The following is a 25,647-nucleotide window of genomic DNA, read 5'->3' as shown; positions in this document are numbered from 1 at the left end:
GTGGAAACTGGCGGATCGGGAAGTTTCAAAAGTTTTACCGATCGGTATGCCCCAGGTCGCGTTCGGGCGCGATGACGTCACGCACGCGCTGCTTGAGTTCCTTTGGCCCGGGAAAACCCCCGTCGCGCTTGCGTTCCCAGACGAGGTGGGGGCCGACAAGGATTTCAAACCGTCCCCCGCTGCCCGGCACAAGGGTCACGCCGCCAAGGTCCTCGCCAAAGGTGGACAGCAGTTCCTGCGCCATCCACCCGGCACGCAGCAGCCAGTTGCAGCGTGTGCAGTAGTGGATGGTGATGGTCGGTTTTTCATCCATGCCGGATCCTCCGTTCCCTTTCATCGGGCCTGTCACCTGATATGGACCAAGGGCAGGCCGCGAAAAAGGGGGAGGTGAAGGTCAGACCGCGTGCACGTGCTGTTCACGCGGCCAGAAGCGCAGGGCGGCGCAGGCCTTTACAAAGGCCGTCGCATCCCCGCCGCCGCCAAGCCGGATGACACCATCGTCGCGCGCGGCGGACGTGACGCCTGCGGCATCAAGCAGCGGTTCGGCGTCTGCCCCATATCCGATGAACTTCGCATGGGCAAAGGCGTCGGCAATGAAATCGCGCATCGTCGCCTCGCCCAGCAGCAGCCTGCTGCCCTGCGCGGAGGGGAGGAGCACCACCGCGTCATACAGGACCGACGGCCCGCCATTGATCTTCTGCATGACCGGCAGGACCTTGCCCCTGTCATTGCAGATATTGCCGATGCGCGGGCCGACCAGTTCCGTCTCCGCGCCGACATTATGGGCGGCCTCGAGCACGGCGGTCAGCAGGTCGGCATCCGTGCCCTCGGTCACCACGACGCCCAGCTTGCGGCCATGGAAACTGTCGGGCCCATTTTTCAGGATGCTCAGCGCGTCGGAGGCCGGCAGGTCGGTGCGCACCGGCAGGAAGGGCCGGGCGGCAGGGGGGAGGGGAGAAATGCCAAGCCCTTCCGCCACGCCATGGGCCAGCGCTTCATCCACGTTGCGCAGGTGTGTCAGCATGCGCACACGGATGGCCGGTGTCTCCACCTTGCTCAGTTCAAAGACGAAGGCGTCCTTCATGTGGGTCTGCTCGACCGGGGTCTGGCTGATATAGAACTGGCGCGCCTGACTGTAATGGTCGCCAAACGAGGCGGAGCGCTGGCGCACCTTCTCCCCCGACTGTTCCTGCGGGAAGGAGCGGTAGCCGGAGACGGGGTTTTCGCGCGGGCCACCCTGCGGCTGTGGCCATGAATTGGGTTCGTAATTCGCGCGCCCCTTCGGGTTGTGCATCGCCATGTGCCCGTCCTGCTGGAAATTATGGAACGGGCATTTGGGCGCGTTTATGGGGATATGCGTGAAATTGGGACCGCCCAGCCGCTTGGTCTGGGTGTCGAGGTAGGAAAAATTGCGCCCCTGCAGCAGCGGGTCGTTGGTGAAGTCGATGCCCGGCACGATGTTCTGGGTGCAGAAGGCGACCTGCTCCGTCTCCGCAAAGAAATTGTCCACCACCCGGTTGAGCACGAGGCGCCCCACACGGCGGACGGGGACGAGTTCCTCGGGGATCAGCTTGGTGGGATCAAGGATGTCGAAATCGAAGCTGTCCGCGAATTCGTCATCGAACAGTTGCACGCCAAGTTCCCATTCGGGGTAGTCGCCCGCATGGATGGCGTTCCACAGGTCGCGGCGATGGAAATCGGGGTCCGCGCCGTTGATCTTCAGCGCCTCGTTCCAGACGACCGATTGCAGGCCCTGACGCGGTTTCCAGTGGAATTTGACGTAGGTCGAGCGCCCCTTCGCATCGATCAGGCGGAAGGTATGCACGCCAAATCCCTCCATGAAGCGGAAGGAGCGCGGGATGGCCCGGTCCGACATGGCCCAGCAGACCATGTGCGTGGCCTCGGGCGAGAGGGAGACGAAATCCCAGAAATTGTCATGCGCCGTCTGCGCCTGCGGAAAGCCACGGTCTGGCTCTTCCTTGGCGGCGTGGACGAAATCGGGGAACTTGATCGCGTCCTGTATGAAGAAGACCGGGATGTTGTTACCGACGATGTCCCAGTTTCCCTGCTTGGTATAAAGCTTCACCGCAAAGCCGCGCACGTCGCGCACCACGTCGGATGAGCCACGCCCGCCCGCCACGGTGGAAAAGCGCACGAAGGCCGGGGTCTTTTCCCCGACATTCTTGAAAATGTCGGCATGGCAGACATCGGCAAGGGAATCGGTCAGTTCGAAATAGCCATGCGCGCCATAGCCACGGGCATGGACCACGCGCTCGGGGATGCGTTCATGGTCGAAATGGAAGATCTTTTCGCGGAAATGGAAATCCTCCATCAGGGCCGGACCACCCGCACCGTTGCGCAGGGTGTTCTGGTCGTCGGAAACCGGTACCCCCTGCTGCGTGGTCATGGTGGGAATGCCAGCATCATCCGCACTCTGGTGTGTCTCTCCCCCCTGACCCGTGGTGGTATGCGATGGATGTGGGCTGGCACTGGTGTTCATGGCCGTTTCTCCTTTATACCGACGCGCCAGTCATGGCAGGTCCGGGGTAAAATATTCGGTAACATAACGGGATGTCCGCCTGATGGTTCCGGCGTGGGCATGTGGCGGGGACAGGATGAAGGCGTGATGCGACGGATGTTGAAATGGGGCCGCGCGATGGTTCGGGCATGTGTGGTGCTGTGTGGCGTGGCGATCATCCCCCCGGGCCATGGGACTGCCCGCGCCGCCGCGCCGCCCGATGTCGTGTTCGAGCAGTTGACGTGGACGGAAATCCGCGACGCCCTGGCGCAGGGATGGACCAGCGTCATCATCCCCGTGGGTGGCACGGAACAGAGCGGCCCGTTCATCGCGGTGGGCAAGCACAATGTCCGCGCCACCGTCCTGTCGCAGCGTATCGCCCGCCAGGTCGGTCACATGCTGGTCGCGCCCACCATTGCCTATGTTCCCGAAGGCGGGACGTCGCCGCGCACGTCGCACATGCGTTTTGCCGGGACACTCAGCATCCCGCCGGCCGTCTTTCGTGAACTGCTTTCCGGGGCGGCCGAAAGCCTGCGTGTGCAGGGGTTCCGGCGTATTATCCTGCTGGGCGACCATGGCGGATACCAGAAGGACCTGAAGGCCGTGGCGCTGGCGCTCAACCATAAATGGGCGGGCACGGGCGCGCGCGTGGTCTATCTGGGGGCGTATTATGACGTGGTCGCCGGAAGCTACGCCGATTTCCTGCGCAGGCGCGGACTGGGGGCGGATGTGGGCATGCATGCCGATATCAGCGACACCTCGCTGATGCTGGCGATCCAGCCGGACATGGTGCGCGAAAATGCCCTGCGCCATGCGACCCTGCCGGGTCCGTCGCTGGGGGTGTATGGTGGCGACCCGCGTCCGGCCACCGCGGCACTGGGACAGGTGGGGGCGGACATGCAGGTTGCGGCGGCGGTCAGGGCGCTCCAGACCGACCGGAATGGTCCGATTTCTCCGTGATTGCCAGATTTCTGCCGCGTGCTATAGGGGCGCCAGGAGATTGGATCGCATGAGCGTAAAAAAACTGTTTCTGATGTCGGGGCTGTGCGTTGCGGCCCTGGGATGTGCGGGATTGTCCGGGGCGCGGGCACAGCAGGTACAGACCATTCCCGGCATGCCGCCGGTCGTGGACCCGCAGAATATCTATACCGAAACGACGCCTTCGCATATCGCGCCGGAAGTGGCGCAGGACCCGGCACGGATCTATGTTCCCAACCTTCGGTCGAACAATGTCTATGTCATTGACCCGCAGACCTACAAGGTCGTCAACCGCTTTCCGGTCGGCAAGAGTCCCCAGCACGTCGTGCCGTCATGGGACCTGCGGACGCTGTGGGTCACCAACAATGCCGAGGGCACGACCAACGGCAGCCTGACGCCCATCGACCCGCGCACCACCCTGCCGGGACCGGAAGTTGCGGTCGATGATCCGTACAACATGTATTTCACGCCCGATGGCAAATCGGCCATTACGGTGGCCGAAGCGCGCAAACGCCTCGATTTCCGTGACCCCCACACGATGCAGTTGCAGACATCGGTCGAGGTGCCGCAGTGCAAGGGCGTCAACCATGCCGATTTCTCGATCGATGGGCGCTATGCCATCTTCACGTGTGAGTTCGGCGGCTATCTGGCGAAGGTGGATACCGTCAACCATGCGGTGCTCGGATATCTCAAGCTGTCGAGCGGTGGCATGCCGCAGGATATCCTGACGGCGCCGAACGGGCACACCTTCTATGTCGCGGACATGCATGCCGATGGTGTGTTCATCATCGATGGCGACAGTTTCCGCGAAACCGGCTTCATCCCGACCGGGGTCGGCACGCACGGCCTGTATCCCAGCAGGGACGGCACGATGATGTACGTGGCCAACCGTGGGTCGCACAAGATCCATGGAACGCCCCACAGCAAGGCCGGTGGCGTGTCGGTCATAAGCTTTGCAACCGAAAAGGTGGTCAGCCAGTGGCCCATTCCCGGTGGCGGCAGCCCGGACATGGGCAATGTCAGTGCGGATGGAAAGACGCTGTGGCTGTCGGGACGGTTTGACGATGTGGTCTATGCCTTTGATACTACGAGTGGCGCGGTACGCAAGGTTGCCGTAGGGCTGGAGCCGCATGGCCTGACGGTCTGGCCACAGCCGGGACGCTATTCGATCGGGCATACCGGGATCCTGCGCTAGGGAGGGTTTGCGGGCAGGCCGCCTGAAACAGTCCCTTAATGTGATGAAAGGTTCCGGGCATGCCGGCGTATGTTTCCGTGGCCGTGAAACAGGAGTATGCGACATGCCCGATCCGGACCTGATTCATTTTTGCCCTGCCATCCCCGTGGAACTGCAGGGCAGGGTCCTGTCAGCCCCCCATTTCGTACGCTGGCGCGACGGATTGCTGGCGCGTTTCGATGTCCGCCGCATCGATGTGCGTGACGTCGTCATGTTCGGTACGCGGGTGGGGTTCATCCTTGCCGTGGCGGATGCCTACAGCGACGGCAGGCCCGTTCCCGGGGCCGCGATGCTGCGTGGGGATTCGGTGTCCATCCTGCTGGTGCTGCAATGCCCGGGGGAGGCGCCGCGTACGGTCCTGACGCGCGAAGCCCGCATTCCCATCGCGCGTCCCGACCTTCTCGCATTGCCTGCGGGCATGCTGGACGGGGGGGAGTTCGTCAGCACGGCCCTGCGCGAACTGTCGGAGGAAGTCGGGGCGGACCTGAAGGTCAGGCAGGCGGATCTGGTGCTGCTGGATACCGTGTGGCTTTCGCCCGGTGGCACGGATGAAGCCATCGCCCTGTATTACGCCGAAATCCCGGTCTCGCCCGAGGTCCTGCATGCGCTGGACGGGCGGCATACCGGCCTGTCGAGCGAGCATGAAAACATACACCTGCATGTCCTCCCGCTTGCGGATCTGCCCGCAATTGGCCGGACCGATGCGAAGACGCTGCTGTCCTACCACCTGTATATGGCGCGTGGAGGCAGGAAGGATAAAGCCGTATAGTGATTTTGTCCTTGACACATAAGCGTGAGGGACATCATAAAGTCGGGAAGCAGATTTGCCTTGGCAACCTGCTTCTTGGACGTTTCCTCCCTAAACTCAAGCGGTGCGATTGCACCGCTTTTTTTTGTCCGGGCTTATATATTTTTTTTATAATTGTCCAAGATCGCCTATGCTGAAAAGCGCTAGGCTAACTTCAGGGACATGATCATGAGTGGTATTTTCGACGACGTAATGGGAAAGCTGACCGATCTTGCGGCCAATTCGGGGCTGGCGGAGCAGGTCCATTCCTATCTGGGGCAACTGCTGACCCCCGCCACGATTTCTTCGCTGCTGGATCAGGCGGATAAAGCCGGCCTGACGGATAAGGTGAAGTCATGGATCGGGTCGGGCGAAAACCTGCCGATTTCCACCGACGAACTGCGCTCGTTGCTCAGCAGCCAGCAGGTGCAGGCGATGGTGGATCATACCGGCCTGCCCGCCGCCACGATCCTGCCGGTTCTGGCGCATCTGCTTCCGGTTGCCGTCAATGCGCAGACCCCGCAGGGCGAGGTGCCCGCAAAAGCCTGATTTTACGTCTTGTCAGGTCTGGCGCGCCATGTGACGGGCCAGATCGGCCAGTTCCGCCATAACGCGCGACAGGGCCTGCTGCACGCTGGAAAAACCGTCATGACGTTCCAGCGTGCCTTCATCCATATACAGATGGCGGCTGATTTCCATCTGCAGGGCGTGCACGCCTTTGCGTGGCCTGCCGTAATGGCGCGTCACATACCCCCCGGCAAAGGGCATGTTGCGCGCCACGCGATATCCATGTCCGGTCAGGATGTTTTCGACCGTGGCGGTGATTTCGGGCGCGCATGACGTGCCCCACGCATTTCCCAGAATGAAATCGGCACTGTCGCGCTGTCCCTGCCGCGGCATCGAATGTCCATCCAGCAGGATGCACAGGCCATGTTGCGCCACGCTGGTTTCGATCAGGTTGAGCAGTGCCGCGTGGTAGGGATACCAGCAGGTGCGGATGCGGCGTTCCGCTTCCTCAAAGTCCAGGGGGCGGCAGTAGATCGGTCCACCATTTCCGACCAGACGGGCAATGGTGCCGAACCCGGCCTGTACCTTCCTGCTGGAGGTATTGCACCAGTCGGGCAACGTGCCGCGAAACATGCTGGGATCCAGTTCCCATGCTTCCCGGTTGGCATCGCAATAGGCACGCGGGAAATTGGCATGGAGCAGGGGGGCCCCCCACGATGGTGCGGAGTGCAGAAGTTCCTCCACAAAGCAGTCCTCGCTGCGGCGCAGGGCGGCAGGCGATAGGCGGGACAGGCTGAGAAAATGATCGGTGTAATCCCGGCCAGAATGCGGTGAGGCCACCACCAGCGGCGCCGCAGAGGCGGTGGGAGAGAGAATCTCGAACGGTGGCAACGGGGCTAGTGGCATGGGAACACACACAAAACGTAGCTTTTGGCCGGTGGGACGGGGTAAAATCGCATGCCGGGCATAGGTGCAGGCGGCGCAGTGCTGGTCAATCTGATTTTTTCTGAAAAAAGGGGGTTGCACGAAACCCTGACGGCAGTTAGAAGCCTTCTCACCGAAGCAAATGGGCGCATAGCTCAGCGGTAGAGCACTACCTTGACATGGTAGGGGTCACAGGTTCAATCCCTGTTGCGCCCACCATTTGCTTCGGTCTTAAAGCCTTGATATTCAAGCGAATATGAATATCCAAGCATGGCTGCCGTCTGATGTGCTAACACGCAACTAGCACGAGACGGAACATTGTCAATCGGCTGGCGCGCGCTTTTCTGGATTTCCTCCACCACATCATTGATCGCCTTCCGGGCCCGTGAGAGATATTCCGGCCACACATGGACGTAGCGGGCTGTGGTTTTGAAGTTCGGCATGTGATGCCCCAGCAGGCTTGCAATCTCCAAATCAGGAACACCACGGCGGGCCAGTTCCGTCGCCATGGTATGGCGCACTGTATTATGGGATGATTTCGTCATTGAGGGCGGCCGCCCTTCGCGCCGCACGCCATCCGGCAGATATTTTTTTATCGGCAGACCTTGTCCATGTGATCAAATTCTCCGTCGGCACGTTCTCAATCCACGAGCGCAGAAAGTCCGGCATAGGGACACAAGGGCGCCGCTTTTTGGTCTGGTCACGACCCGGTGGGTTCAGGTCTATTATCCATGCCGCATTGCTCCCGCGTCAGTTCCAGCAGGGCTTCGGGCCGGAAGCTGTGCCGATCAGGAGTGCCAGAAACCGCCGCAGATGATCGGGCATATCCACATCCCAAAGCCGCGCTATTTCTCGGATGGCTATGACACGCCGCCGCGGCTGTCCGCCGCAATCATCAATGGCGTGACGCAGTAATCCGCGATCATGAAGGTGCCATGGCAAAAAAGGAAAGGCCGAACAATGAAGGTGGTTATACTGGCAATTCTTGCGTGTGTTGCCATGGTTTCTCCATCAAGGGCGCAGTCCTTTCCGAACTGGCAGCAGAAAGATATTCCCACCGTGCAGGAATGGCGGCAGTGGTGGGCGACGAAGCCCGATACGAACGGCGACGGGGCGAACCTGACGTGGGATAATTGCACGCTGCCCGACCTGCTCGGCAAAAAGGTTGACATGTCGTCCGGGTCCTCGACCAACCAGGCGCTGACAACGCCGGCCATCACGGGGGGCACATCGAATGCGCAGTCGCTGCGCATGCCGGTCATCACGGGCGGCAGCCTGTCTGGAACGGCGGCGTCGGCCGCGTCGGTCATCGGACCCGACGCCACCGCCGTCAGCCGGAGCGTCCAGTCAAAGGAATACGACCGGAGCAGCGTCAAGGATTTCGGGGCCAAAGGCGACGGGGCCACGAACGATGACGCCGCAATCCAGACCGCGCTGACCGCGCTCTGCGCCCGTACTGCGGGGAAGGGGGGCGAACTGTATTTCCCATCCGGGGACTATGTGATTTCTGCCGCGACCGGCCATTCCGTGCCATGCGCTGGCGTGAGTATCCGTGGCGCGGGCGGCGGCGCGGTGCAGGCTGGCGGCACGCGCTTTCTTGTAACCGGAACCGGGAGCGTGGCGCTCTTTGATTTCGATGCGCCCGTGGTGTCAGGCGACCGTTATTTTTACGGCGGCCGGATGACGGATGTGGCATTCATGTTCGCCAATACGACCGCAAGCGTGACGCAGAAAGGCCCTGCGGTGAAGTTCACGCACTGCGCCGGATGCGTCGCCGACCATGTGTATTCCTACGGGGCGTATAACCTGTTCGAGGCGTATTCGGGTTTCAAGAACAGGTTCCGCGAGTTCTATGCAACGCAGATGATGTCCAGCGTGGCGCTTGGTGGCGGCTATGCGGTTTATTACCACGGGGACGAAACCGGGGCGAACTGCGCTTCGGATATCGGAAGCTGCCCGACACGCGGGGACGTGACGGAAGTCCTTGATTTCCACGTGGACGAAGCCCTGTCTTCCAGTACGGGCTTCGTCCCCGGAAGCTGTGTGCATATTTCCGATTTCGCGGCCACCACGTGGATTGCGCATGGAACGTGCAATCAGGTTCACATCGCACTCAATATCGACTGCCCGACCAGCACATCGGCGGCTGCATGCCCGCAGTTCATACATCTTGATCGGCTGGAGGCAGAAATCAACGCGACAGGCGATGCGGCCGGGTCAACGTGCATTTCCGGGACCGATGTCACACACCTGGAAGCATATTCGTTCCAGTGCTACGGCTACAACGAGCCTACAAACCTGATCCGGTTCATTACATCCGGCAAGTTTCCAAGCATCGGTCATGTCGAGTTTTATGGCGGGAAAGTCGAAGGCGCGGCGGAAGCCTGCGTTTCCTACGCCGCGAAGGATTTCAGGTTCATAGGTGGTGACATCATCGGCTGCAATCAGGACGGCGCTACCTATTCCGCAACCAACAGCACCTTCGGGATACTGCTGCAGGCCGCTGCGGACGGAAATAGCGCAGATGGCGGATCCTTCGTTGTCAATGGCGTGAATTTCTGTGACGGCGCCACGAGTGCTGCCGCACCGTTTGGGGCCGTCCGCATCGACAGCGGCGTCAGTTACGGCACCATTACCGGAAACATATTCCGGGGATGCGCGGCCGGTGTTGCCGACAATTCCGGCGAAACCGTCAATGTCGTTGCAAACAATTCAGGACCGTAAGCATATGGCATCGCAGTATCCCGAAGGCCCACGGCCGTCCATCGCATATCGCCCGGCATTTGCGGCGGGCATCATCTCGCCGATGCTGCGCTTTCGCTCCGACATGGAGAAATGGCAGACCGGGGCGTGTGAACTGACGAACTTCTTCGTGCATGTGCAGGGTGGCGCAAGCAACCGTCCTGGCACGCAGTATGTCGGCGCGGTGAAGGATGCGACCAGCCTGCCGCGACTGGCTTCCTCGCAGCAGCGCAACTCGTCTCCGTTGTCATCGGAGCTAACTGACGACACGCCCTAATAAAGAGCAAGGATCATCAGGCATCGGCCTCGAAGGATTCTACACCTCACAGATACAGGATGAGTTATCATCACGATTAGGCGTAACGACCTTCGAGGTTGAAGGGGCAAAAAAGATATTTATCAGATATGCGTCAATGGGAAAATTGTTATGCAGCGTAGTGGGTCAGCCATAATATCGGTCAATATAGATTGAATATCAGTAACGATCCTTGATGTAGCTGTCATAGTACCGTCCCTTTGATGGAGCGTTCAGGAAGGCTGTGTAAACCGAAATGGGGACACCATAATAATCGTATCTCTTGGCGCTTCTAAACCAGATTGAAAGAACATGTGTTCCGGCGTCGTATTCTATCCGTGATATAGCTGATGAAAAGACAGCGGGCATATGGGTTCCAGTCCATCTTTAAAGAGATGAGATCAATCTTCTGATTCGACGGAAAAATGATGTCCGCATTCCAAGCATTTATATGGATCCAACAGATGTTTGTCTGCAAGCTTTCCTGCTTTGGCGCCTACGGTCGCTCCGGCAATAAACCCGATAAGTCCACCTTCAACAGCACCCGCCGCTGATCCAACGGCCATTCCTATTGGTCCGCCAATCGCTCCAAGCATAAGCCCGGCCTCTGCTCCAGCGGTAGCTAAAGCGGCCGGACCGCCAACTATTCCGACAATTCCTCCAATTGCAGTTCCGACTTTTTCACCATTTTTATGTATTGAACCTTCTTAGATACACAATTAGGGCATTCTACTGTCATGGATGTCTCCTTGGAGAGAAAACATTCCATAGATGAAAGAGTCGCTCCAACGCGCTGTCTGCAGAGTTGTTATGCACCGCTGCTACTCTGTCGCCACATCCACGGGTGCCGACATCAGCAGGTCAGCCGGGATTTTCCATGCGGCGCGGATGGCTGCAATCATCGCCAGACTGAGGGAACGGTGTCCGCCCATGACCTCGCTGGCGCGGGAGCGGGAGCCGATCACGTGTGCAAGGTCCGCCTGCGTCAGCCCGTTCTGGTCCATATGGAAGCGCAGCACCTCCAGAGGGGAGGGGGCAGGGATCCGATGGACCCGTTCTTCATAGGCCTCGATCAGGGTCGCCAGCACGTCAAAGCGGTCAGCCTCTGGTGTGCCGCGTGCAGGTTCATGGTCGAAATACGGTTCTATTTCCTTGAGCGCCCATTCGTAATCCGCGTCAGTGCGGATCGGTCGGATATCCATCATTAGCCCGGTTTCGCCTTTTCTAATCGACCTCTATCACAACCGGACTGCCATCCCGATTTTCGGGGTCAGACATGATGTTTTCCAAGGAAGATGGGGCGGGTAGAACCTCGCCATCTTCTCGCATGAAGGCTTCCTTCGCCATCTGCTGCGCTTCAGCCAGTGTGCTGCCAGCAGAGACGCAACCGGGGAAGTCTGGGAAATCAACCCCGAAATCACTGTCGGCGTCTTTACGGATCAGTCCGATATAGCAGGTCATGTACGAGGTGTTCCGGACTGATGTCCAACAGGGGGAAATTGATCGCTGCACTGCCTATACAGGTGATGTAGCGTGAAGGATATTTTCTATATCTTCAGGGGATGAGAGCATAGCCAGATTCTGGCAGCCATTTCAGTTTTATGATGGCAGGAAGCAGGCTGGCGGTATCTTCAGGGCAGTTCCGGGTAAGGCGTGGCACAAGAAATCATTCCGTGTATCCCGCCTGTTCTATCACTATTCGCAGCCCCCAAGACTTTCCGCCATTATTGGTGCTTAAAACTACCTGATAGGTCCCGTTATTGGGAATGGTGATATGATCAAGGGGGAATTCAGACGCGGGCCATGTAATGTCCTTGTCATCAAAATGACTTAACGACACATTCATTGGCATTACACGTGTCGCCAGTATTTCGCTGATAATGACTGCTTTCTCCGCGCCTTTGGGTAAGAGAGCCTCAATGGCGCGGATATCAATGGTTCCCCCGCCATCGGATGGGGTCTGTAGCATCGCATTGATGCAAATTGGATAGTCCTTATATCCATCCGTCTTACAGGGCGTTTGACTGTCCACGCTTGCAGGGGTGCCATCCGGAAGTTTGATATCATCGGCATAGGCATGGGCTGTCAGAGCGGTGGATGCCAATGTAATTAATAATAGTTTTTTCACGCCAGCATTCCAAAAATATCTAATCATGAGTTAATCGTTATCTGTAGATGGATGGCCGTCAATGGAATTAACAATTAATGAGCGCCCCCGGGCGGCTTTTTGCTGTCAGCCGTTGTCCGACGCACTCTCTGCCCGAAGTGTCACCAATCCGACTTTCTGCGCGTGGTGCTCATGAGGGCACGCGTTGCTGCCTCACCAGCATCCGGACACCGCAGCGCGCACTGCATGGGGCGAGGCGAGGGGAGATGGCCTGCCCGGAATGCAGGCGGTCCTGAATGCCATCGTCAACAGCACGAGCCTCGTCCTCGGCCTGATCGAGAAATATGGCCCCGAGGCATGGACCACGATCGAGACGGCGGTGGAAGACACCGTGTCGTCAGGCGGTCCGATCGCCGCCGATATCGAGGCGATCTACGCCAGGTGCAAGGCCGACGACGCGGCGATCCAGGCATCGTGAGCATCTTCGTCGCGGGCCTGCTGGCCGGGTTCGCGGGCAGCCTTGTCTCGGCTGGTGCCGGGGTGGGGCTGTTCCTGTGGCGCAGGCAACGGCGGGCATGCGCGGTGCAGATGGCGCTGGGACCACACACCTGATCCCGGGAGGCAAGGAGCGGCGACGGGCGCCGCGTCCGCCGTTACTGCATGGGCGCTGCCTGCTTTGTTCTCTGCTGATCGCTTGTTACCGGCTCCTGTCCTGCAGGCGGTTGGCCTGATGGATACTGCTCTGGCACGCCATGGGTTTTGCCATGCTGATGAGCCGATGATCCGGCCTGATCGTGTACTGGCGGTGGCGTCGTGGTAACCGGCTTCCCCGGTGAGGAGCGGGGCGCGGCAAACTGCGCATGTGCCGCCAGAGGATAGCCACAGACCAGCATGGCCATGCACGCCAGTCCCATCTTTCCGCGGTAAGACATCAAAGCCTCCTGATATTGGCCTGGGGGCAACGAATACATGGGCAGGACGGTTCCTCTGCCATATGCACATGGGCCGCCGGAGACGAGATAGTGGGGAGGCATGGAAAATCCGGACTGCTGTTTTTGCTATCCACGTCCGTCCGGTCTTTCCCCCTGCGTTATCGGACCTCCCGCGACGGGATGGGGACGTTGCACAGCGCGACGCCATGCGCTGCATGAACAAAAAACGGATCCGTCCGCGCCGCGCGTGCCGCGAGATAGGCGTCAAATGAAGGACTTTGTGTTCGCATCGTCTGAATGTTCGGACGTGCCGCCGGCGGCAGGTCAGCGGCGAGCGTCATGCTTTTGATCGGAACGTCCTGGTGCGCGTCGGTATAAAAACCCAGCGATCCCGTCCCGCGCGGGAGCGAACCGAGCAGTTCCATCCCCACGAGAACCCGTCCAACAACCGCGAGATTGCGATCAAGCTGTCGCGGGGCCTCACCATTGACGACATAAAGTTCCTGTCCGTCACCGGTATCCGGCGGCATGTCGCGCGCCACGCCCACGGTTCCATAACATTGCGCGGGCCACACCCGCACGCCATCGCTTCCCACGGCCCAGTCCGCCGCGATCCCGGCCTGCGGTGCGTAGGAATCAGGATAGCCCAGTGGGCGAAACCCGATACCCGCCAGGGGCCGGTCATATTCAGCGGGTGGGGTCTTTATGAAGCCTTTTGGCGGCGGCGCCTTTTCGTCCCGCACACGCCACTGCACGACATAATTGTCCTGCACGCGGATGATGGCGCCTCCCTCCCACGCATGGGTCCGTGCAAGACGTATGACATTGGCCACATGGACGGGGGCGAAGTCCGATGCAAGTTCGATGATGATACGCCTGCCATCGGCTGTCGTCATCAGCAGGAGCCGTTCCGGGGCAACCGTTCGCCATGCGCTGTCTGGCGCATGCGCGACGATCTCCGCAGGATTTGGCGCGGCCGCACAGGCGGTCGCGTCAAGGAGCAGGAAGGCGAGCAGGGCGGGATACAGGCGCATGGGAAAAGGATGCCCGCTTTTTTTGTATGTGAACAGATGCGTTCCGCGCGGACGGGTTTTGAGATTGCGGACACCTCAATCAATGATGCTGGCCACATGTTGCAAAAGACAGCGGCAGGCATGTCGCCGGGCGGACGGAGCCAGGGATGGGTCAGGATGTGATGTATTTTCTTTCCTGAAGTCCTGTTGTGGCGATATGCATGCCCGTTTCCTGTTCAGGAGATGGCTGCATCCGGAATTGTTGTTTATTTTTGCCCGACATGTCCCTGACAGGCTCCTTTGATGACGTTTTCTGCTTCCCGGTGTGCTCTGCGATGCCCGGTCCGTATGCTTTTTATCAATTCCGCGTTGGTGGGAAGTTTTTTTGCATATTCGAATGCCTGCGCGCAGGCACCCCAGACCCAGATTGCGCAGGACCGTGTCCGGCTTGGCAACTCCACTCCGCTGATCGAGCAAATCGATCCCGCCAGCGTACGGGATTCGCAGCGTGCACAGGCCGAAACCGCGGAAAAGGCCGCAGAGGACGACCGGCCCGACACCAGCGGCAGTCTGCTGGGGAACATGTGGGGCGCGCGGCCATGGCTGTACAAACATGGCATTACCTTCGACATTCAGGATGTCGACGAGGTTTGGGGCAATGGCACCGGTGGCACACCCTCCGCCAATGACGGCGTGCATGGCTCCGGCACAGGCCCTGCCTATGATGGCGTGACCATGCCGACCCTGACCATTGATACGGAAAAACTGTTCGGCCTGAAGGGGGGACTGTTCAATGTCAGTGCGTTACAGACACGTGGGCGCTCCATCTCGCAGGATCATCTGGCCGATTTCAACCCCGTCAGCGGGTTCGAGGCCGATCGTTCCACCCGCCTGTTCGAACTGTGGTACCAGCAGTCCTTCCTGAACGGAAAGCTGGATGTGAAGATCGGGCAGCAGGACCTTGATACCGAATTTCTCATCAGCGATTACGCAGCACTCTACCTGAATGCGAGCTTTGGCTGGCCGATGGCCCCGTCGCTCAATCTGTACAGTGGCGGGCCGTCCTGGCCGCTTGCCTCGCCCGCCGTCAGGGTCCGTTACCGTCCCAGCCAGGCATTCACCTTCATGTTTGCGGCTGCCGATGATAATCCGCCCGGGAACCGGGACAATTCCTTTGCCATCCAGAATGGCGGCAACGGGGCCGATCCGACCAACCAGGTCACAAATGACGGCAGCGGCACGCAGTTCAACATGGGGACCGGTGCCCTGCTGATCACCGAACTGCAATATGCCCTCAACCAGCAGCCTGACGACATGTCCAGTGCGGGCAAGGATCCGGGACTACCGGGTGTGTACAAGCTGGGTGGTTATTACGATACCGGCAGGTTCCCTGATTACCGCTACAACAACATGGGGCAGGCGCTTGGCGGGCCCGATGACAGTACCGGCATCCCGCGCTGGGACCGGGGGGACTGGATGGTCTATGGCATCATTGACCAGATGATCTGGCGGCCCTCGCTCACATCCACACGTTCACTGGGGCTGTTTGTCCGCGCCACGGGCAATGGTGGCGATCGTAACCTCATCAGTTTTGCCATGGATGCCGGATTCAACCTGAAAGCCCCGTTCCGGGGGCGCGATAATGATACGCTGGGGCTGGGCTGGGGGATCGGCCGTGTCAGTTCGGGGGAGCGCCAGTTCGACCGTAATGTGGCGCGGACCGGTGCCTATAGTCCGGTGCAGGGTAACGAGAATCACCTTGAACTGACCTATCAGGCGCAGGTCACGCCATGGCTGGTGATGCAGCCGGATTTCCAGTACATCTGGCATCCCTCCGGCGGTGTGCCGGATTACGGCGTGTCCTGTAACCGTCGTGTGGGGAATGAAGCCGTCTTTGGCCTGCACAGCAGCATTACGTTCTAGCCCGGCCGCCTGCGGGTCAAGGGACGGGCATTATGCGATCCGGTCGTGATGCGTGCGAAAACAGCCTTGATAAAACAGAAGGTTTCAGGTGCCGCCTTTCCCACAAACGGCACCTTGCCCCGGTGTCAGGCCAGGGGGCAGGGGTCATAGGGCGGCCGCATGGCCCGCTGCCGCTTCATGGCCGCCATCCTGCCCGCCACACCCGGCCAGACCCATTTGAACAGGGCGGAGGAGATGATCACCGCGATGCCGACAAAGGTCCAGTCGTCGAGCGGTTCATGGAACACGTAGTAGCTGAACGCCACGGCCCACAGCATCTGGCTGTATTGCGGCAGGGCGATTGTGCTGGCCTCGGCCCGGGCGGTGGCCAGCATCATGAGCAGTTGTCCAAGTGCGGCAAGAAAGCCGTAGCCAAACAGGAACATCCAGGCCGTGGCCCCGTGCGGCCAGCTTGCATGTGCGGTCATGAGCACGCCATTGCCCAGCAGCGGGCCACAGAGGCTGGAGCCGAACATGGACAGGCGGGGCGTGTTCCTGCCGGACAGCCTGTAGGCGATGACGCCCACGGCGCTGGCCATTGCCGCAATCAGCGCACACAGGTGCCCGAACTGCAACGCGCGCAGGCCGGGGCGCAGCACGATCAGGACACCGGCAAACCCCACGATGACCGACATCCATCCCAGTGCGGAGACTTTTTCGCGCAGCAGCACGACTGAAAGAATGGTCACGAACAGCGGCATGAGGAAAATAAGCGAAAATGCCTCCGGCATGGGCAGCAGCATGAAGGCTTCGACACTTGCCGCCGTTGCGGCAAAGGTGGACGCTGCCCGCACCATCCACATCACAGGCTGGCGGATGACGAACAGGTCACGGCAGGATTCGTTTTTCCCGCGTATGAACGGAATCAGCAGCAGGCCGAACACGCCACCGAAAAATGCCACCTCAAACGGGTCAACCTGCCCCGCGAGCAGCTTGGAATAAGCGTCGCTGATCGAAAACGAGGCGAACGCCGCGAATGCCAGCATCATGCCTGCCGAAAGACCGGTATTCTTCATCCACGTTGCTCACGAAAAAATTGTTCAGGCGCAGATATGGATGTCGATGAAGAAAGACCAGCGCTTGTCAGTAAAGCCAGTCATGCGTTTTTGGCGTCAGATTTCATATGACGCGCCCGGTTTTTTCGGGTAGCAGGTTGCGCCCTGAAATCTGGCCCCGCCACTTGGAACAGGTCCTGAACCCCCAGGAGGTTTCCGGTAAAGCTTTTTTCAAAAAGCTTCAGGGCAGGGGCGCTTTTTAAAAAAGCAGCGCCCGGAAACGCCTGCCGTCAATTCACTCCACCGGATACGGACATGACGTCCCCGCATCTGGCATCGTTTCCCGTCCGGATGGATGCCACGCCCCTTCATGGCATGCGCGCCCTGACCGCCCTGCAACAGGCGGGAAATGACGTCCCGGGCGAAGCAGGAAAGTAATAATACCTGCCTTCGTGTCCGGTATGGGACATTTCATTGTAATGATAATTATTTTCACAATGGAATGTCCTGAAAATTTCTGCAGCGGGCCATTTGTTCAGGTTCGTGTCAGCTTTCCCTGCTATAACCGTGAAGTCATTGCGATGATGACATGGGTTTTGTCTCTGCCGGGGAAACGCCACATATTATGCTAAGGATATTTCTGGCCAGCCTGTGTGCCGCCTGTGCTTTGTCCCTGACCCTACGCGACGCACGGGCAGAAAGCGGCACCGAAGGCATATGCATGACGATCCAGCAGGGGATCCGACTGCATGTGAACGGCATGTATGGCGGGTATCCCCATTCCGTATTGCGCGATGCCGTGCTGCAGGGGGTGGCCTGCCCCTCCAGCGAGGCGGAACTGCATGCGCTGGGCCTGATCGCCACCCCGGCACCCCACCTGCATATCGCGGTCATGCGCCCAATAGGGCAGGGGCAGCAGGGGGCGATTTCCGCGCGCCTGTACTCCCGGGGACATTTCGTCATCGGGGAGCGCATGTCCCTTTCCCCACTTGCACGGTCGCAGTCCCCTTTCTCGATAACTTCGGACGTCAATCTCCTGATGGCGCGCCTGTGGGACGATCTTGCCGCGCGGGTCGGTCGCGGCGGTCCCGTCATTCCATGACGGGAAAGGCCTGACCCATCGATGCTGCCGGTCGTGCTTGCAACCATGCTCTGTGCCGTGGCGTGGTTTTCCCCCCTGCGTGCGCAGACACCGCCGTCCGCGCTGTCCTTTCATGAAGCGGTCGCAATGGCATGGGCCATTGATCCCGTCCGCACCGAACTGCAGGTCGGGCATCATTCCGCCAAAGCCCGCGCCAGTGCGGCGGGATCTTGGTTCGCCGGCGGCCCGACCGTGTCGGGTGAATATATGGATGACCATATGCTGGGCAGTAACGAAGGCTATACCACCTATCAGGGCGGGGTGTCGGTGCCGCTGTGGCTGCCGGGACAGGGAAGTGCGACGAAACAGGTCGCCAGCGCCGAGGCCCTGTCCATTGATGAACAGATCAATGTCGAACATATGGCGCTGTCGGTCCGGGTGCTTGACGCCAGTGCCGCCGCCCGGATCGCCCGGACGCGCGTGGAGGTCGCCCGTGACCTGCATGAGGCAACGGCCCGGATCAGCGCCAGTGTCGCGCATGCGGTGCGTGGGGGCGAACTGGCCTCCGCCGATGGGCAGATGGCGCAGGCGGCGATGGAAAACGCCCGTAACGAACTGGCCCTGGCGCAGGAGGAGGCCGAAAATGCCACGGCGGCACTCGAGGTACTGCTTGGCCGGCCGGGCATGCCGGACCTGTCACGTTATGGCGGTGATGATGTGACCCATGCCCGTTTCGTCACCCCGCGCGATATCGAGGAGAATGATCCGCGCATCAGGGTCGCGCACCGCAACGTCGAAGCTGCGGAGGCGAACATGAAACTGGCGCGGCGTTCCTTCATGCCCAATCCGGAAATCGGCGTCGATGCGATCCATGAAAAGCAGTATGCCAGCCCATGGGATGACCGCGTGGGCCTGAATTTCAGCATCCCCCTGCCCAGCGAGGTCCGGAATACCCCCATCATGTCCGAGGCCCGCAACCGCCTGGCCGCGGCAAGCAGCCAGGAAACGCAGGCCCGGCGCATGGTGCATCTGGAAATGACGCGCGTGCGTGAACGCCTGATCGCGGCCACCACGGCGCGGCAGACGACGCGTGCCGCCGCCGCGGAGATGGAAAGGCGGGCGCAGGCACATGAACGCGCCTGGCGCCTGGGGGAGGTCGGTCTGGATGCGGCACTTGCGGCCCGGCAGGCGGCATGCACGACCCGCCTGGCCAGCGCCCGGGCGGAGGTGGAGTGGCATGTCGCCAGCATCCGCATGCTGATCGCGACAGGCATCGTGCCATGACAGGGGGTGTCTGGCGTATTGCTGCGGCCATGTTCGTGTCAGGCATGTCGTGCCTGCCGGCCCATGCCGCTGATGAAACGCTGCCTCCGGTCGTCAGGCTGGACGCGGCGGCCGTCGCCAACGAAGGCGTGAGCGTCACCACGGCCACGCCCGGCACCCTTGCGCTGACGCTGCCGGTCATCAGTCGGGTCATGGCGGACACGACGCGGGTGGTGCACATCCATCCCGCAGGCAATGGCAAGGTACTTGCGGTGCTGGTGCGGCCGGGCACGCCGGTCCGCCGGGGGCAGGCGCTGCTGCGGTACCAGGACCATTCGCTGCATGTCGCGCGCCTGCAGGCGACGCAGATGGGCGCGGCGCTGACCGCCGCGCGCGCGGCCCGTGCGGATGCCGCCGCCGCAGTGCAGCGGGCCAGGGCGCTGGTGGGCGGGGTCATTTCCGTCGCCGAACTGCGCCGCAGGCAGGATGCGCTGGCGCAGGCCGATGCGACCATGCGCGCACGCCAGGCCGACGTGGACACGCTGGGCCACCGTTTTGACGAGGAGTTCAATTCAACCTCCGAACAGGGCGGGCGCGAGGGACAGGATGAAACCTCGACCCTGATTTCCCCGGTCGATGGCATGGTGCAGGCGATCGACACCTCCGTGGCGGGGGACCTGACCTCGAACATGGACGTGGCCACCATCGCGGACCTGTCCAGTGTCTGGATCGTCTCTGACATCGCCCCCGACCAGGCGGCGCGTGTGCAGGTCGGTGGGGCGCAGGTGACGCAGACGACGCAGGGGCCGCTGGCATCGCGTATCGATACGGTCGATGGCATGGCAAGCCCGCTGACCGGGCTGGTCCGCGTCATCAGCAGCGTCGCAAGCCCGCATGGCGCGCTGGTGCCCGGCATGGTCTTTGACGCGACGCTGGCCGAACGTGACAGTGTAGCGGGCATTGTCGTGCCTTCCGCTGCGATCCAGCGGATCGACGGCCACAGCGTCGTGTTCGTCCGTGCAAGTGAAACCGACTACCGGCCCGTCATGGTCGATGTGGCGCTCGATGACGGGACGCGGGCGGTCATCCGCTCCGGCCTGAAGGGGGGCGAGGCGGTCGTGGACCATGGCAGCTTCGCCCTGCGTTCGGTCATCGGGCTTGCCGGAATGGACGCGGACTGATGGCGCGGAGGTACCTTGAGGCGCTGCTGCGTGCGCGCATGCTGGTGCTCGGCGGCCTTGGCCTGCTGCTGGTGGCGGGCATCGTGGCGGTGCTGGGCCTGCCGGTGGAGGCCGTGCCCGACATCTCGCCAAAACAGGTGCTCGTCTCGGTCGTTGCACCCGGCCTTGCGACGGAGGAGGTGGAAAAGCTCATCACCTTTCCCGTGGAGGCCAGCATGACCGGCATCCCCGGCATGACCGACCTGCGCTCCGTCTCCCGTGGCGGGGTGTCGGTGGTGTATGTGCAGTTTGAGGATGCGACGGACATCAACCTTGACCGCACCCGCGTGAACGAGCGCATACAGCAGGCGCGCGCCAGTATCTCCGTGCCCGGCATCACCGTCAGCATGGGGCCGCTTGCCACCGGCATGGGCGAGATCATGCAGTTCCAGATCCGGGGCAGCGGGCGTTCCCCCATGGACCTCAACCGCATCATGAACTGGACCGTGGTGCCACAGATGCGCCTTGTCCCCGGTGTGGTGGACGTCAACGTCAACGGAGGGGCGGAGGAAACCTATGAGGTCACGCTGGACCCCGCGCGGATGATCGGGGCCAACCTTTCGGTGGGCGAGGTCTATCGCGCGGTGGATGCGAACAATGCGGCATCCGGCGGCGGGTGGATCACACATCATGCCGAACAGCAGAGCGTGGTCGGACGCGGCCTGATCAGCAGCCTTGCGGATTTCGGCAACATCGCGGTGCGGACCAATCCCGATGGGTCTGTCGTGCGCCTGCGTGACCTCGGGCGCATCACCACGGGCGCGCGTACGCGACTGGGGGCCGTGACGCGCGACGGGCGGGGGGAGATCGTGATCGGCGTGGTGATGATGGAAAGCGGGGCGAGTTCCAATGCCACCCTTGCCGCCATCAACCGTGCCCTGCCCGGCATCAGGCAGGCGCTGCCCGCAGGCGTTACGCTGGAGCCCTATTACACCCGCGCCACCCTGACGGGGCAGACGATCGCCACCGTGCGCGACAACCTGGTTATGGGGGCAGTGCTGGTGGTGGGCGTGCTGGTGGTGGTGATCGGCCACTGGCAGGCAGCGCTGGTCATTGCCTCGGTCATTCCGGTGGCCCTGGTCTGCGCCATGGCAGGGATGCGGCAGTTCGGGATATCGGCCAACCTGCTCAGCCTCGGCGCGATCGATTTCGGCATGATCGTGGACGGGTCGCTGGTGGTGATCGAACATGTCCTGTCCCGGCGGGAGGAGGAACCGGATGCGTCCTTCATCCCGCTTGTGATCTCCTCCGTGCAGCAGGTCATGCGTCCGGTGGGGTTCGCCATCCTGGTCATCATCATGGTCTACCTGCCCATCCTGACCCTGCAGGGGATCGAGGGGCACATGTTCCGCCCCATGGCGCAGACGGTCATCATGGCGCTGCTGGCCTCTCTGGCGTACTGCTTCATCTGCATTCCCGTGCTGGCCACCCTTGCGCTGGCGCGTGTCCGGCCTGCGGGCGATACGCGGCTGATCGCCTTCATGCGCCGTCCCTATACCCGCATGGTGACATGGGGCGAGGCGCACCCGCGTATCCTGTTTGGCGGCACGATCGCCGTGCTGGCGATCTCTGCGGGACTTGCGACGCGACTGGGGGGGGAGTTCATACCCCAGCTTGATGAAGGTGCACTTGCGGTCACGACCACGCGGCTGCCCTCGGCCTCGCTTGAGACCGTACTGGCGTCGGTCACGAAGCAGGAGCAGATCCTGCGCCGCTTCCCCGAGGTCCGCTCCGTGGTCAGCAATACCGGCACGTCCGCCATTCCCACCGACCCGATGGGCGTGAACGAGACCGACAGCTTCATCTTCCTCAATGATCCGTCCACATGGAAAACCGCCCGGACGCAGGCGGGACTGGTGGCCGCGATGGACGATACCCTGCGGCGCGAACTGCCCGATGCGCTGTATTCATGGAGCCAGCCGGTGCAGATGCGCATGGACGACCTGCTGTCGGGGGTGCGCACGCAGATCGCCGTGTCGATCTTTGGCGATGACCTTGCAAAGCTGGCCGACCTTGGCGACCGGGTGGTGGCATCCATGTCAGGCGTGAAGGGGGCGGCGGACGTGGCGGCGGCGGGTGATGGCACCGTGCCGCTGATCGTGGCCGATATCGACCGCACGCAGGCCGCCAGCCGCAACGTGGCGGTGCAGGACATCCTGGATATGGTGGAGGCGGTGGGCGGACATATCGGTGCGCGTCCCGTGATCGTGGACAACGCCATCATTGGCACGCAGGTGCGCCTTGACCCGCGTGCCGCCGGTTCGGCCGCGGCCATTGGCGCGCTGCAGGTCCGGCGCATGGACGGGCAGGGGAGCGTCATGCTGTCGCAGGTCGCCCATGTGCATGAGGTCGATGGCCCGCCGCGCATCAGTCGCGATGGCGTGCGTCGGCGCATGGTGGTGCAGGCCAATGTGCGCGGGCGCGACCTTGCATCCTTCGTGGCGGAGGCACAGGCCCGCGTGGCGCGTGATGTCAGGCTGCCCGCAGGCTATACCCTGCAGTGGGACGGGCAGTTCCGGAACCTGCAATCGGCCATGCGGCGTCTGGAAATCGTCCTGCCCATCGCGCTGGGCCTGATCTTTGCGCTGCTGGTGGTGGCGTTTGGCGCGGTGCGGCCTGCCCTTCTGGTCTTTGTCAACCTGCCGGTGGCGGCCACGGGCGGGGTGATCGCGCTGACGCTGCGGGGCATGCCGTTCAGCATTTCGGCGGGGATCGGCTTCATCGCGCTGTTTGGCGTGGCCATCCTCAACGGCGTAGTGCTGGTCAGCGAGATCTCGGCCCTGCGGGCGCGGGGCATGGCGGTGGCGCAGGCGGCCTTTGCGGCGGCGGAATCCCGCTTCCGCCCGGTCATGGCCACCGCGCTTGTCGCCAGTCTGGGCTTTTTCCCCATGGCGTTTTCCCAGAGCGCGGGGGCGGAGGTCGAACGCCCGCTGGCCAGCGTGGTGATTGGCGGACTGGTGACATCCACGCTGCTGACGCTGCTGGTGCTGCCGTCGCTCTATGCCCGGGTGATGAAAGAGAAGGTCCAGGACTGATGCGTATTCTTGTGGTCGAGGATGAACATGACCTGGGGGCGGCGGTGCAGGAACGCGTGCGGATGGACGGGCATGCGGTGGACTGGTTCACGACGCTGGAGGAGGCGCGCGCGGCCATTGCCACCGTGGATTATGATTTCATGCTGCTCGACCTTGGCCTGCCGGACGGGAACGGACGCGCCCTGCTGCGTGACATACGGCGTACGTCCATGGATATCGCCATCCTCATCACCACGGCGGAGGACCAGATCAGCGACCGGATTGCCGGCCTGTCCGACGGGGCGGATGATTATATCGTCAAGCCTTATGACCTGAATGAACTTGTCGCGCGGATCGCGGCCGTGGCGCGGCGGTATGCCACCCCACGCAGGCAGGCGTGCTACCGGGTGGACGAGGTCACGATCGACCGTGAAAACCGTTCCGTATCGCGTGACGGGCAGAGGCTTGACCTGACCGCGCGCGAATGGGCGATCATGGAACTCCTGTCGCGCAGTCCCGGGCAGATCTATTCCCGCCAGCAGATCGACACGGCGCTGTATGCGCTGGACCGTGACGTGGACAGCAATACGGTCGAGGTCTTCATCAGTCGCCTGCGCAAGAAAGTAGGCAATGCGGTCATCAGGACCGTGCGGGGGCGGGGATACTGCCTTGCCGACGGGGAAGCCGCATGAAGCGATGGAGCCTTGCCGCCCGGATCGTCAGCAGTGTCCTGAGCGTCGTCATGCTGAGCCTTGTGACGCTCAGCATCGCGGTCGCCGGTTTCACGCGCTATGAAATAACGGAGCGGCTGGACAATTCCCTGCAGGAAGTCTCCGAACGCCTGCAGGCGACGATTGCAACCCAGCTTCATGGGCCGCAGTCGGGTACTGTCGCCTGGGTGCCCGATGTCGGGCCACGGACGCTGGCCTATCAGGTGGTCGATCGGGCGGGGCATGTCGTGCTGCGCTCCCAGAATGCTCCGGTCCGGCCTTTTGTGCCTGACATACACACGGGATTTGCCGATACGCCGCTTTTCAGGGTGTATATCGCAGCGCCCACCACGACGGCGTATCGTGTGCTGGTGGGCGAACCCACATTGCATCGCCGTGGGGCCCTGCTGCGTGCCACGGCCATCGCGATCGTGCCGATACTGGTGTTCCTGCCTGTCATCTGGGTGCTGGTGCGCCTGATCGTGCGTCGCGCCCTGCGTCCATTGGGGCGGTTGCATGATGAAATGCAGGTGCGTGGCAGCGGGAACCTGCGGCCCATCGCATCACTTGACCTGCCGGTCGAACTGGTTCCCATCCAGCACGCCGTCAATACCCTGCTGTCCCGTCTGGAAACGGCGCTGTCTACGGAACGTGCCTTCGCGGCGAGTGCCGCGCATGAACTGCGCAACCCGCTGGGCGCCCTTCTGGCGCAGGTGCAGATGCTGGGCCGCATGGTGCCTGCGCAATCAGAGGCGGGAAAGCGGGTGGATATCATTGCCGAACGTACCCGCCGACTGGCCCGGAGTGTGGAAAAACTGCTGCAGTTTTCGCGCGCGTCTTCCGGCATTGCTTTCAGGCGCAATCGTTTTGACCTGCTGACCGTGCTGCATGTCCTGGTCGATGATCTGGGGCATATCCCGCGCGACGGGCGCAATATCGTCATGAAGACGAATGGCATCAGCCACATATTCGTGCATGGCGACATGGATGCGACCGGCATCATGCTGCGCAACCTGCTTGAAAACGCGCTGCTGCATGGCAGTCCCGGCACGGCGGTGCATGTTGCCGTCACGCCTGATGGTGGCATCGATATCACCAACGACTGCCCCGCACTGGCGCCGGACATGCTGGCACGACTGACCAGTCCGTTCGTGCGGGGCGGGACCGGTGCGCATGGAAGTGGCCTTGGGTTGGCCATTGCCAACAATATCGCCACGCAGATGGATGTTTCCTTCCGCCTGTGTTCGCCCCTTGCGGGGACGGGCAGGGGGTTCGGGATTTTCCTTGCATTTCCGGATGCTGAAATAACATCCGCGCCGGAGGGAGCGTAAGGCCATGCGTTCAGGTTTGCGTCATGTCCGGGCC

The 25,647-nt window shown here is 61.7% G+C and carries 25 protein-coding genes and 1 tRNA gene; 16 read left to right on the top strand and 10 right to left on the bottom strand.

Annotated elements, in window-relative coordinates:
* Nucleotides 1-34: 34 nt before the first annotated feature.
* Both HNH97_RS17445 and HNH97_RS17440 read right to left on the bottom strand, forming a co-directional pair.
* Nucleotides 35-313 carry a SelT/SelW/SelH family protein gene (locus HNH97_RS17445; RefSeq protein ID WP_110914408.1) on the bottom strand — a complete coding sequence of 93 codons (279 nt, stop codon included), beginning with the start codon at nt 311-313 and terminating at the stop codon, nt 35-37.
* A gap of 81 nt (nt 314-394) precedes the next feature.
* Nucleotides 395-2,500, bottom strand: a complete 2,106-nt coding sequence (locus tag HNH97_RS17440; RefSeq protein WP_171791722.1) for a catalase — start codon at nt 2,498-2,500, stop codon at nt 395-397.
* A gap of 156 nt (nt 2,501-2,656) precedes the next feature.
* Here HNH97_RS17440 and HNH97_RS17435 point away from each other — a divergent pair, with 156 nt between their 5' ends.
* The 4 genes from HNH97_RS17435 to HNH97_RS17420 all read left to right on the top strand — a co-directional run bounded on the left by HNH97_RS17435 (nt 2,657) and on the right by HNH97_RS17420 (nt 6,066).
* Nucleotides 2,657-3,478, top strand: a complete 822-nt coding sequence (locus tag HNH97_RS17435) for a creatininase family protein (RefSeq protein WP_171791755.1) — start codon at nt 2,657-2,659, stop codon at nt 3,476-3,478.
* Between the two features lie 73 nt (nt 3,479-3,551).
* Nucleotides 3,552-4,691 carry a YncE family protein gene (locus HNH97_RS17430; RefSeq protein WP_227744478.1) on the top strand — a complete coding sequence of 380 codons (1,140 nt, stop codon included), beginning with the start codon at nt 3,552-3,554 and terminating at the stop codon, nt 4,689-4,691.
* A 103-nt stretch (nt 4,692-4,794) separates the two neighbouring features.
* Nucleotides 4,795-5,499 (top strand): NUDIX domain-containing protein, encoded by a 705-nt coding sequence (locus tag HNH97_RS17425; RefSeq protein ID WP_171791720.1) that lies wholly within the window; start codon nt 4,795-4,797, stop codon nt 5,497-5,499.
* A gap of 207 nt (nt 5,500-5,706) precedes the next feature.
* The gene (locus HNH97_RS17420) at nt 5,707-6,066 is read left to right on the top strand and encodes a YidB family protein (protein WP_110914411.1); all 360 of its coding nucleotides are present in this window, start codon (nt 5,707-5,709) and stop codon (nt 6,064-6,066) included.
* 12 nt (nt 6,067-6,078) lie between these two features.
* Here the strand turns inward: HNH97_RS17420 and HNH97_RS17415 are convergent, their stop codons facing one another.
* The gene (locus tag HNH97_RS17415; protein ID WP_171791719.1) at nt 6,079-6,930 is read right to left on the bottom strand and encodes an N-formylglutamate amidohydrolase; all 852 of its coding nucleotides are present in this window, start codon (nt 6,928-6,930) and stop codon (nt 6,079-6,081) included.
* A gap of 162 nt (nt 6,931-7,092) precedes the next feature.
* Here HNH97_RS17415 and HNH97_RS17410 point away from each other — a divergent pair.
* Nucleotides 7,093-7,167, top strand: a tRNA-Val gene (locus HNH97_RS17410).
* Here the strand turns inward: HNH97_RS17410 and HNH97_RS17405 are convergent.
* Entirely contained in the window at nt 7,146-7,493 is a 348-nt protein-coding gene (locus HNH97_RS17405) for a tyrosine-type recombinase/integrase (protein WP_171791718.1), read from the bottom strand. The two genes, HNH97_RS17410 and HNH97_RS17405, sit on opposite strands and share 22 nt — an antisense overlap.
* 415 nt (nt 7,494-7,908) lie before the next feature.
* Between HNH97_RS17405 and HNH97_RS17400 the strand changes: the two genes are divergently transcribed.
* Nucleotides 7,909-9,672, top strand: a complete 1,764-nt coding sequence (locus tag HNH97_RS17400; RefSeq protein WP_216657707.1) for a glycoside hydrolase family 55 protein — start codon at nt 7,909-7,911, stop codon at nt 9,670-9,672.
* Nucleotides 9,673-9,676: 4 nt separating this feature from the next.
* Entirely contained in the window at nt 9,677-9,967 is a 291-nt protein-coding gene (locus HNH97_RS17395) for a hypothetical protein (protein ID WP_171791717.1), read from the top strand.
* Between the two features lie 198 nt (nt 9,968-10,165).
* On the opposite strand, the gene HNH97_RS18460 is transcribed toward HNH97_RS17395, so the two are convergent.
* From HNH97_RS18460 to HNH97_RS17370, 4 genes are all read right to left on the bottom strand, one after another.
* The gene (locus tag HNH97_RS18460; RefSeq protein ID WP_171791716.1) at nt 10,166-10,354 is read right to left on the bottom strand and encodes a KTSC domain-containing protein; all 189 of its coding nucleotides are present in this window, start codon (nt 10,352-10,354) and stop codon (nt 10,166-10,168) included.
* A gap of 452 nt (nt 10,355-10,806) precedes the next feature.
* A complete protein-coding gene (locus HNH97_RS17380; RefSeq protein WP_216657706.1) occupies nt 10,807-11,190 on the bottom strand; it encodes a helix-turn-helix domain-containing protein in 384 nt (127 codons plus the stop codon).
* Nucleotides 11,191-11,209: 19 nt separating this feature from the next.
* The gene (locus HNH97_RS17375; RefSeq protein WP_171791715.1) at nt 11,210-11,446 is read right to left on the bottom strand and encodes a type II toxin-antitoxin system HicB family antitoxin; all 237 of its coding nucleotides are present in this window, start codon (nt 11,444-11,446) and stop codon (nt 11,210-11,212) included.
* A gap of 205 nt (nt 11,447-11,651) precedes the next feature.
* Nucleotides 11,652-12,140: a hypothetical protein gene (locus HNH97_RS17370; protein WP_244949525.1), complete on the bottom strand. Its 489-nt coding sequence runs from the start codon at nt 12,138-12,140 to the stop codon at nt 11,652-11,654.
* Between the two features lie 157 nt (nt 12,141-12,297).
* Between HNH97_RS17370 and HNH97_RS17365 the strand changes: the two genes are divergently transcribed.
* Together HNH97_RS17365 and HNH97_RS17360 are read left to right on the top strand one after the other, a co-directional pair.
* Nucleotides 12,298-12,570 (top strand): hypothetical protein, encoded by a 273-nt coding sequence (locus HNH97_RS17365; RefSeq protein ID WP_244949524.1) that lies wholly within the window; start codon nt 12,298-12,300, stop codon nt 12,568-12,570.
* Nucleotides 12,567-12,704, top strand: a complete 138-nt coding sequence (locus HNH97_RS17360; protein ID WP_171791714.1) for a hypothetical protein — start codon at nt 12,567-12,569, stop codon at nt 12,702-12,704. The genes HNH97_RS17365 and HNH97_RS17360 overlap by 4 nt, the downstream gene beginning before the upstream one ends.
* Nucleotides 12,705-13,182: 478 nt before the next feature.
* On the opposite strand, the gene HNH97_RS17355 is transcribed toward HNH97_RS17360, so the two are convergent.
* Complete coding sequence (locus HNH97_RS17355) at nt 13,183-14,058, bottom strand: peptidylprolyl isomerase (RefSeq protein ID WP_171791713.1); 876 nt, start codon at nt 14,056-14,058, stop codon at nt 13,183-13,185.
* Between the two features lie 327 nt (nt 14,059-14,385).
* Here HNH97_RS17355 and HNH97_RS17350 point away from each other — a divergent pair, with 327 nt between their 5' ends.
* Nucleotides 14,386-15,960 (top strand): carbohydrate porin, encoded by a 1,575-nt coding sequence (locus HNH97_RS17350; protein WP_171791712.1) that lies wholly within the window; start codon nt 14,386-14,388, stop codon nt 15,958-15,960.
* Nucleotides 15,961-16,085: 125 nt separating this feature from the next.
* On the opposite strand, the gene HNH97_RS17345 is transcribed toward HNH97_RS17350, so the two are convergent.
* Complete coding sequence (locus HNH97_RS17345) at nt 16,086-17,015, bottom strand: DMT family transporter (protein WP_171791711.1); 930 nt, start codon at nt 17,013-17,015, stop codon at nt 16,086-16,088.
* 700 nt (nt 17,016-17,715) lie between these two features.
* Between HNH97_RS17345 and HNH97_RS17340 the strand changes: the two genes are divergently transcribed.
* The 6 genes from HNH97_RS17340 to HNH97_RS17315 are packed head-to-tail and all read left to right on the top strand — an operon-like array spanning nt 17,716 to nt 25,613.
* Nucleotides 17,716-18,096, top strand: coding sequence for a hypothetical protein (locus HNH97_RS17340; protein WP_171791710.1), 381 nt, complete (start codon nt 17,716-17,718; stop codon nt 18,094-18,096).
* Between the two features lie 21 nt (nt 18,097-18,117).
* A complete protein-coding gene (locus HNH97_RS17335) occupies nt 18,118-19,359 on the top strand; it encodes a TolC family protein (RefSeq protein WP_171791709.1) in 1,242 nt (413 codons plus the stop codon).
* Nucleotides 19,360-19,403: 44 nt separating this feature from the next.
* Nucleotides 19,404-20,519: an efflux RND transporter periplasmic adaptor subunit gene (locus HNH97_RS17330; RefSeq protein WP_407716847.1), complete on the top strand. Its 1,116-nt coding sequence runs from the start codon at nt 19,404-19,406 to the stop codon at nt 20,517-20,519.
* Entirely contained in the window at nt 20,519-23,593 is a 3,075-nt protein-coding gene (locus HNH97_RS17325; protein ID WP_171791707.1) for an efflux RND transporter permease subunit, read from the top strand. The genes HNH97_RS17330 and HNH97_RS17325 overlap by 1 nt, the downstream gene beginning before the upstream one ends.
* Complete coding sequence (locus tag HNH97_RS17320) at nt 23,593-24,264, top strand: response regulator transcription factor (protein ID WP_171791706.1); 672 nt, start codon at nt 23,593-23,595, stop codon at nt 24,262-24,264. The genes HNH97_RS17325 and HNH97_RS17320 overlap by 1 nt, the downstream gene beginning before the upstream one ends.
* The gene (locus tag HNH97_RS17315; RefSeq protein WP_171791705.1) at nt 24,261-25,613 is read left to right on the top strand and encodes a sensor histidine kinase; all 1,353 of its coding nucleotides are present in this window, start codon (nt 24,261-24,263) and stop codon (nt 25,611-25,613) included. Before HNH97_RS17320 ends, HNH97_RS17315 begins: the two co-directional genes overlap by 4 nt.
* Nucleotides 25,614-25,647: the final 34 nt, after the last annotated feature.

The sequence above is a fragment of the Gluconacetobacter entanii genome, from assembly GCF_013155425.1.
GTDB lineage: Bacteria > Pseudomonadota > Alphaproteobacteria > Acetobacterales > Acetobacteraceae > Novacetimonas > Novacetimonas entanii.
This window is presented reverse-complemented; position numbering and strand designations above follow the sequence as displayed.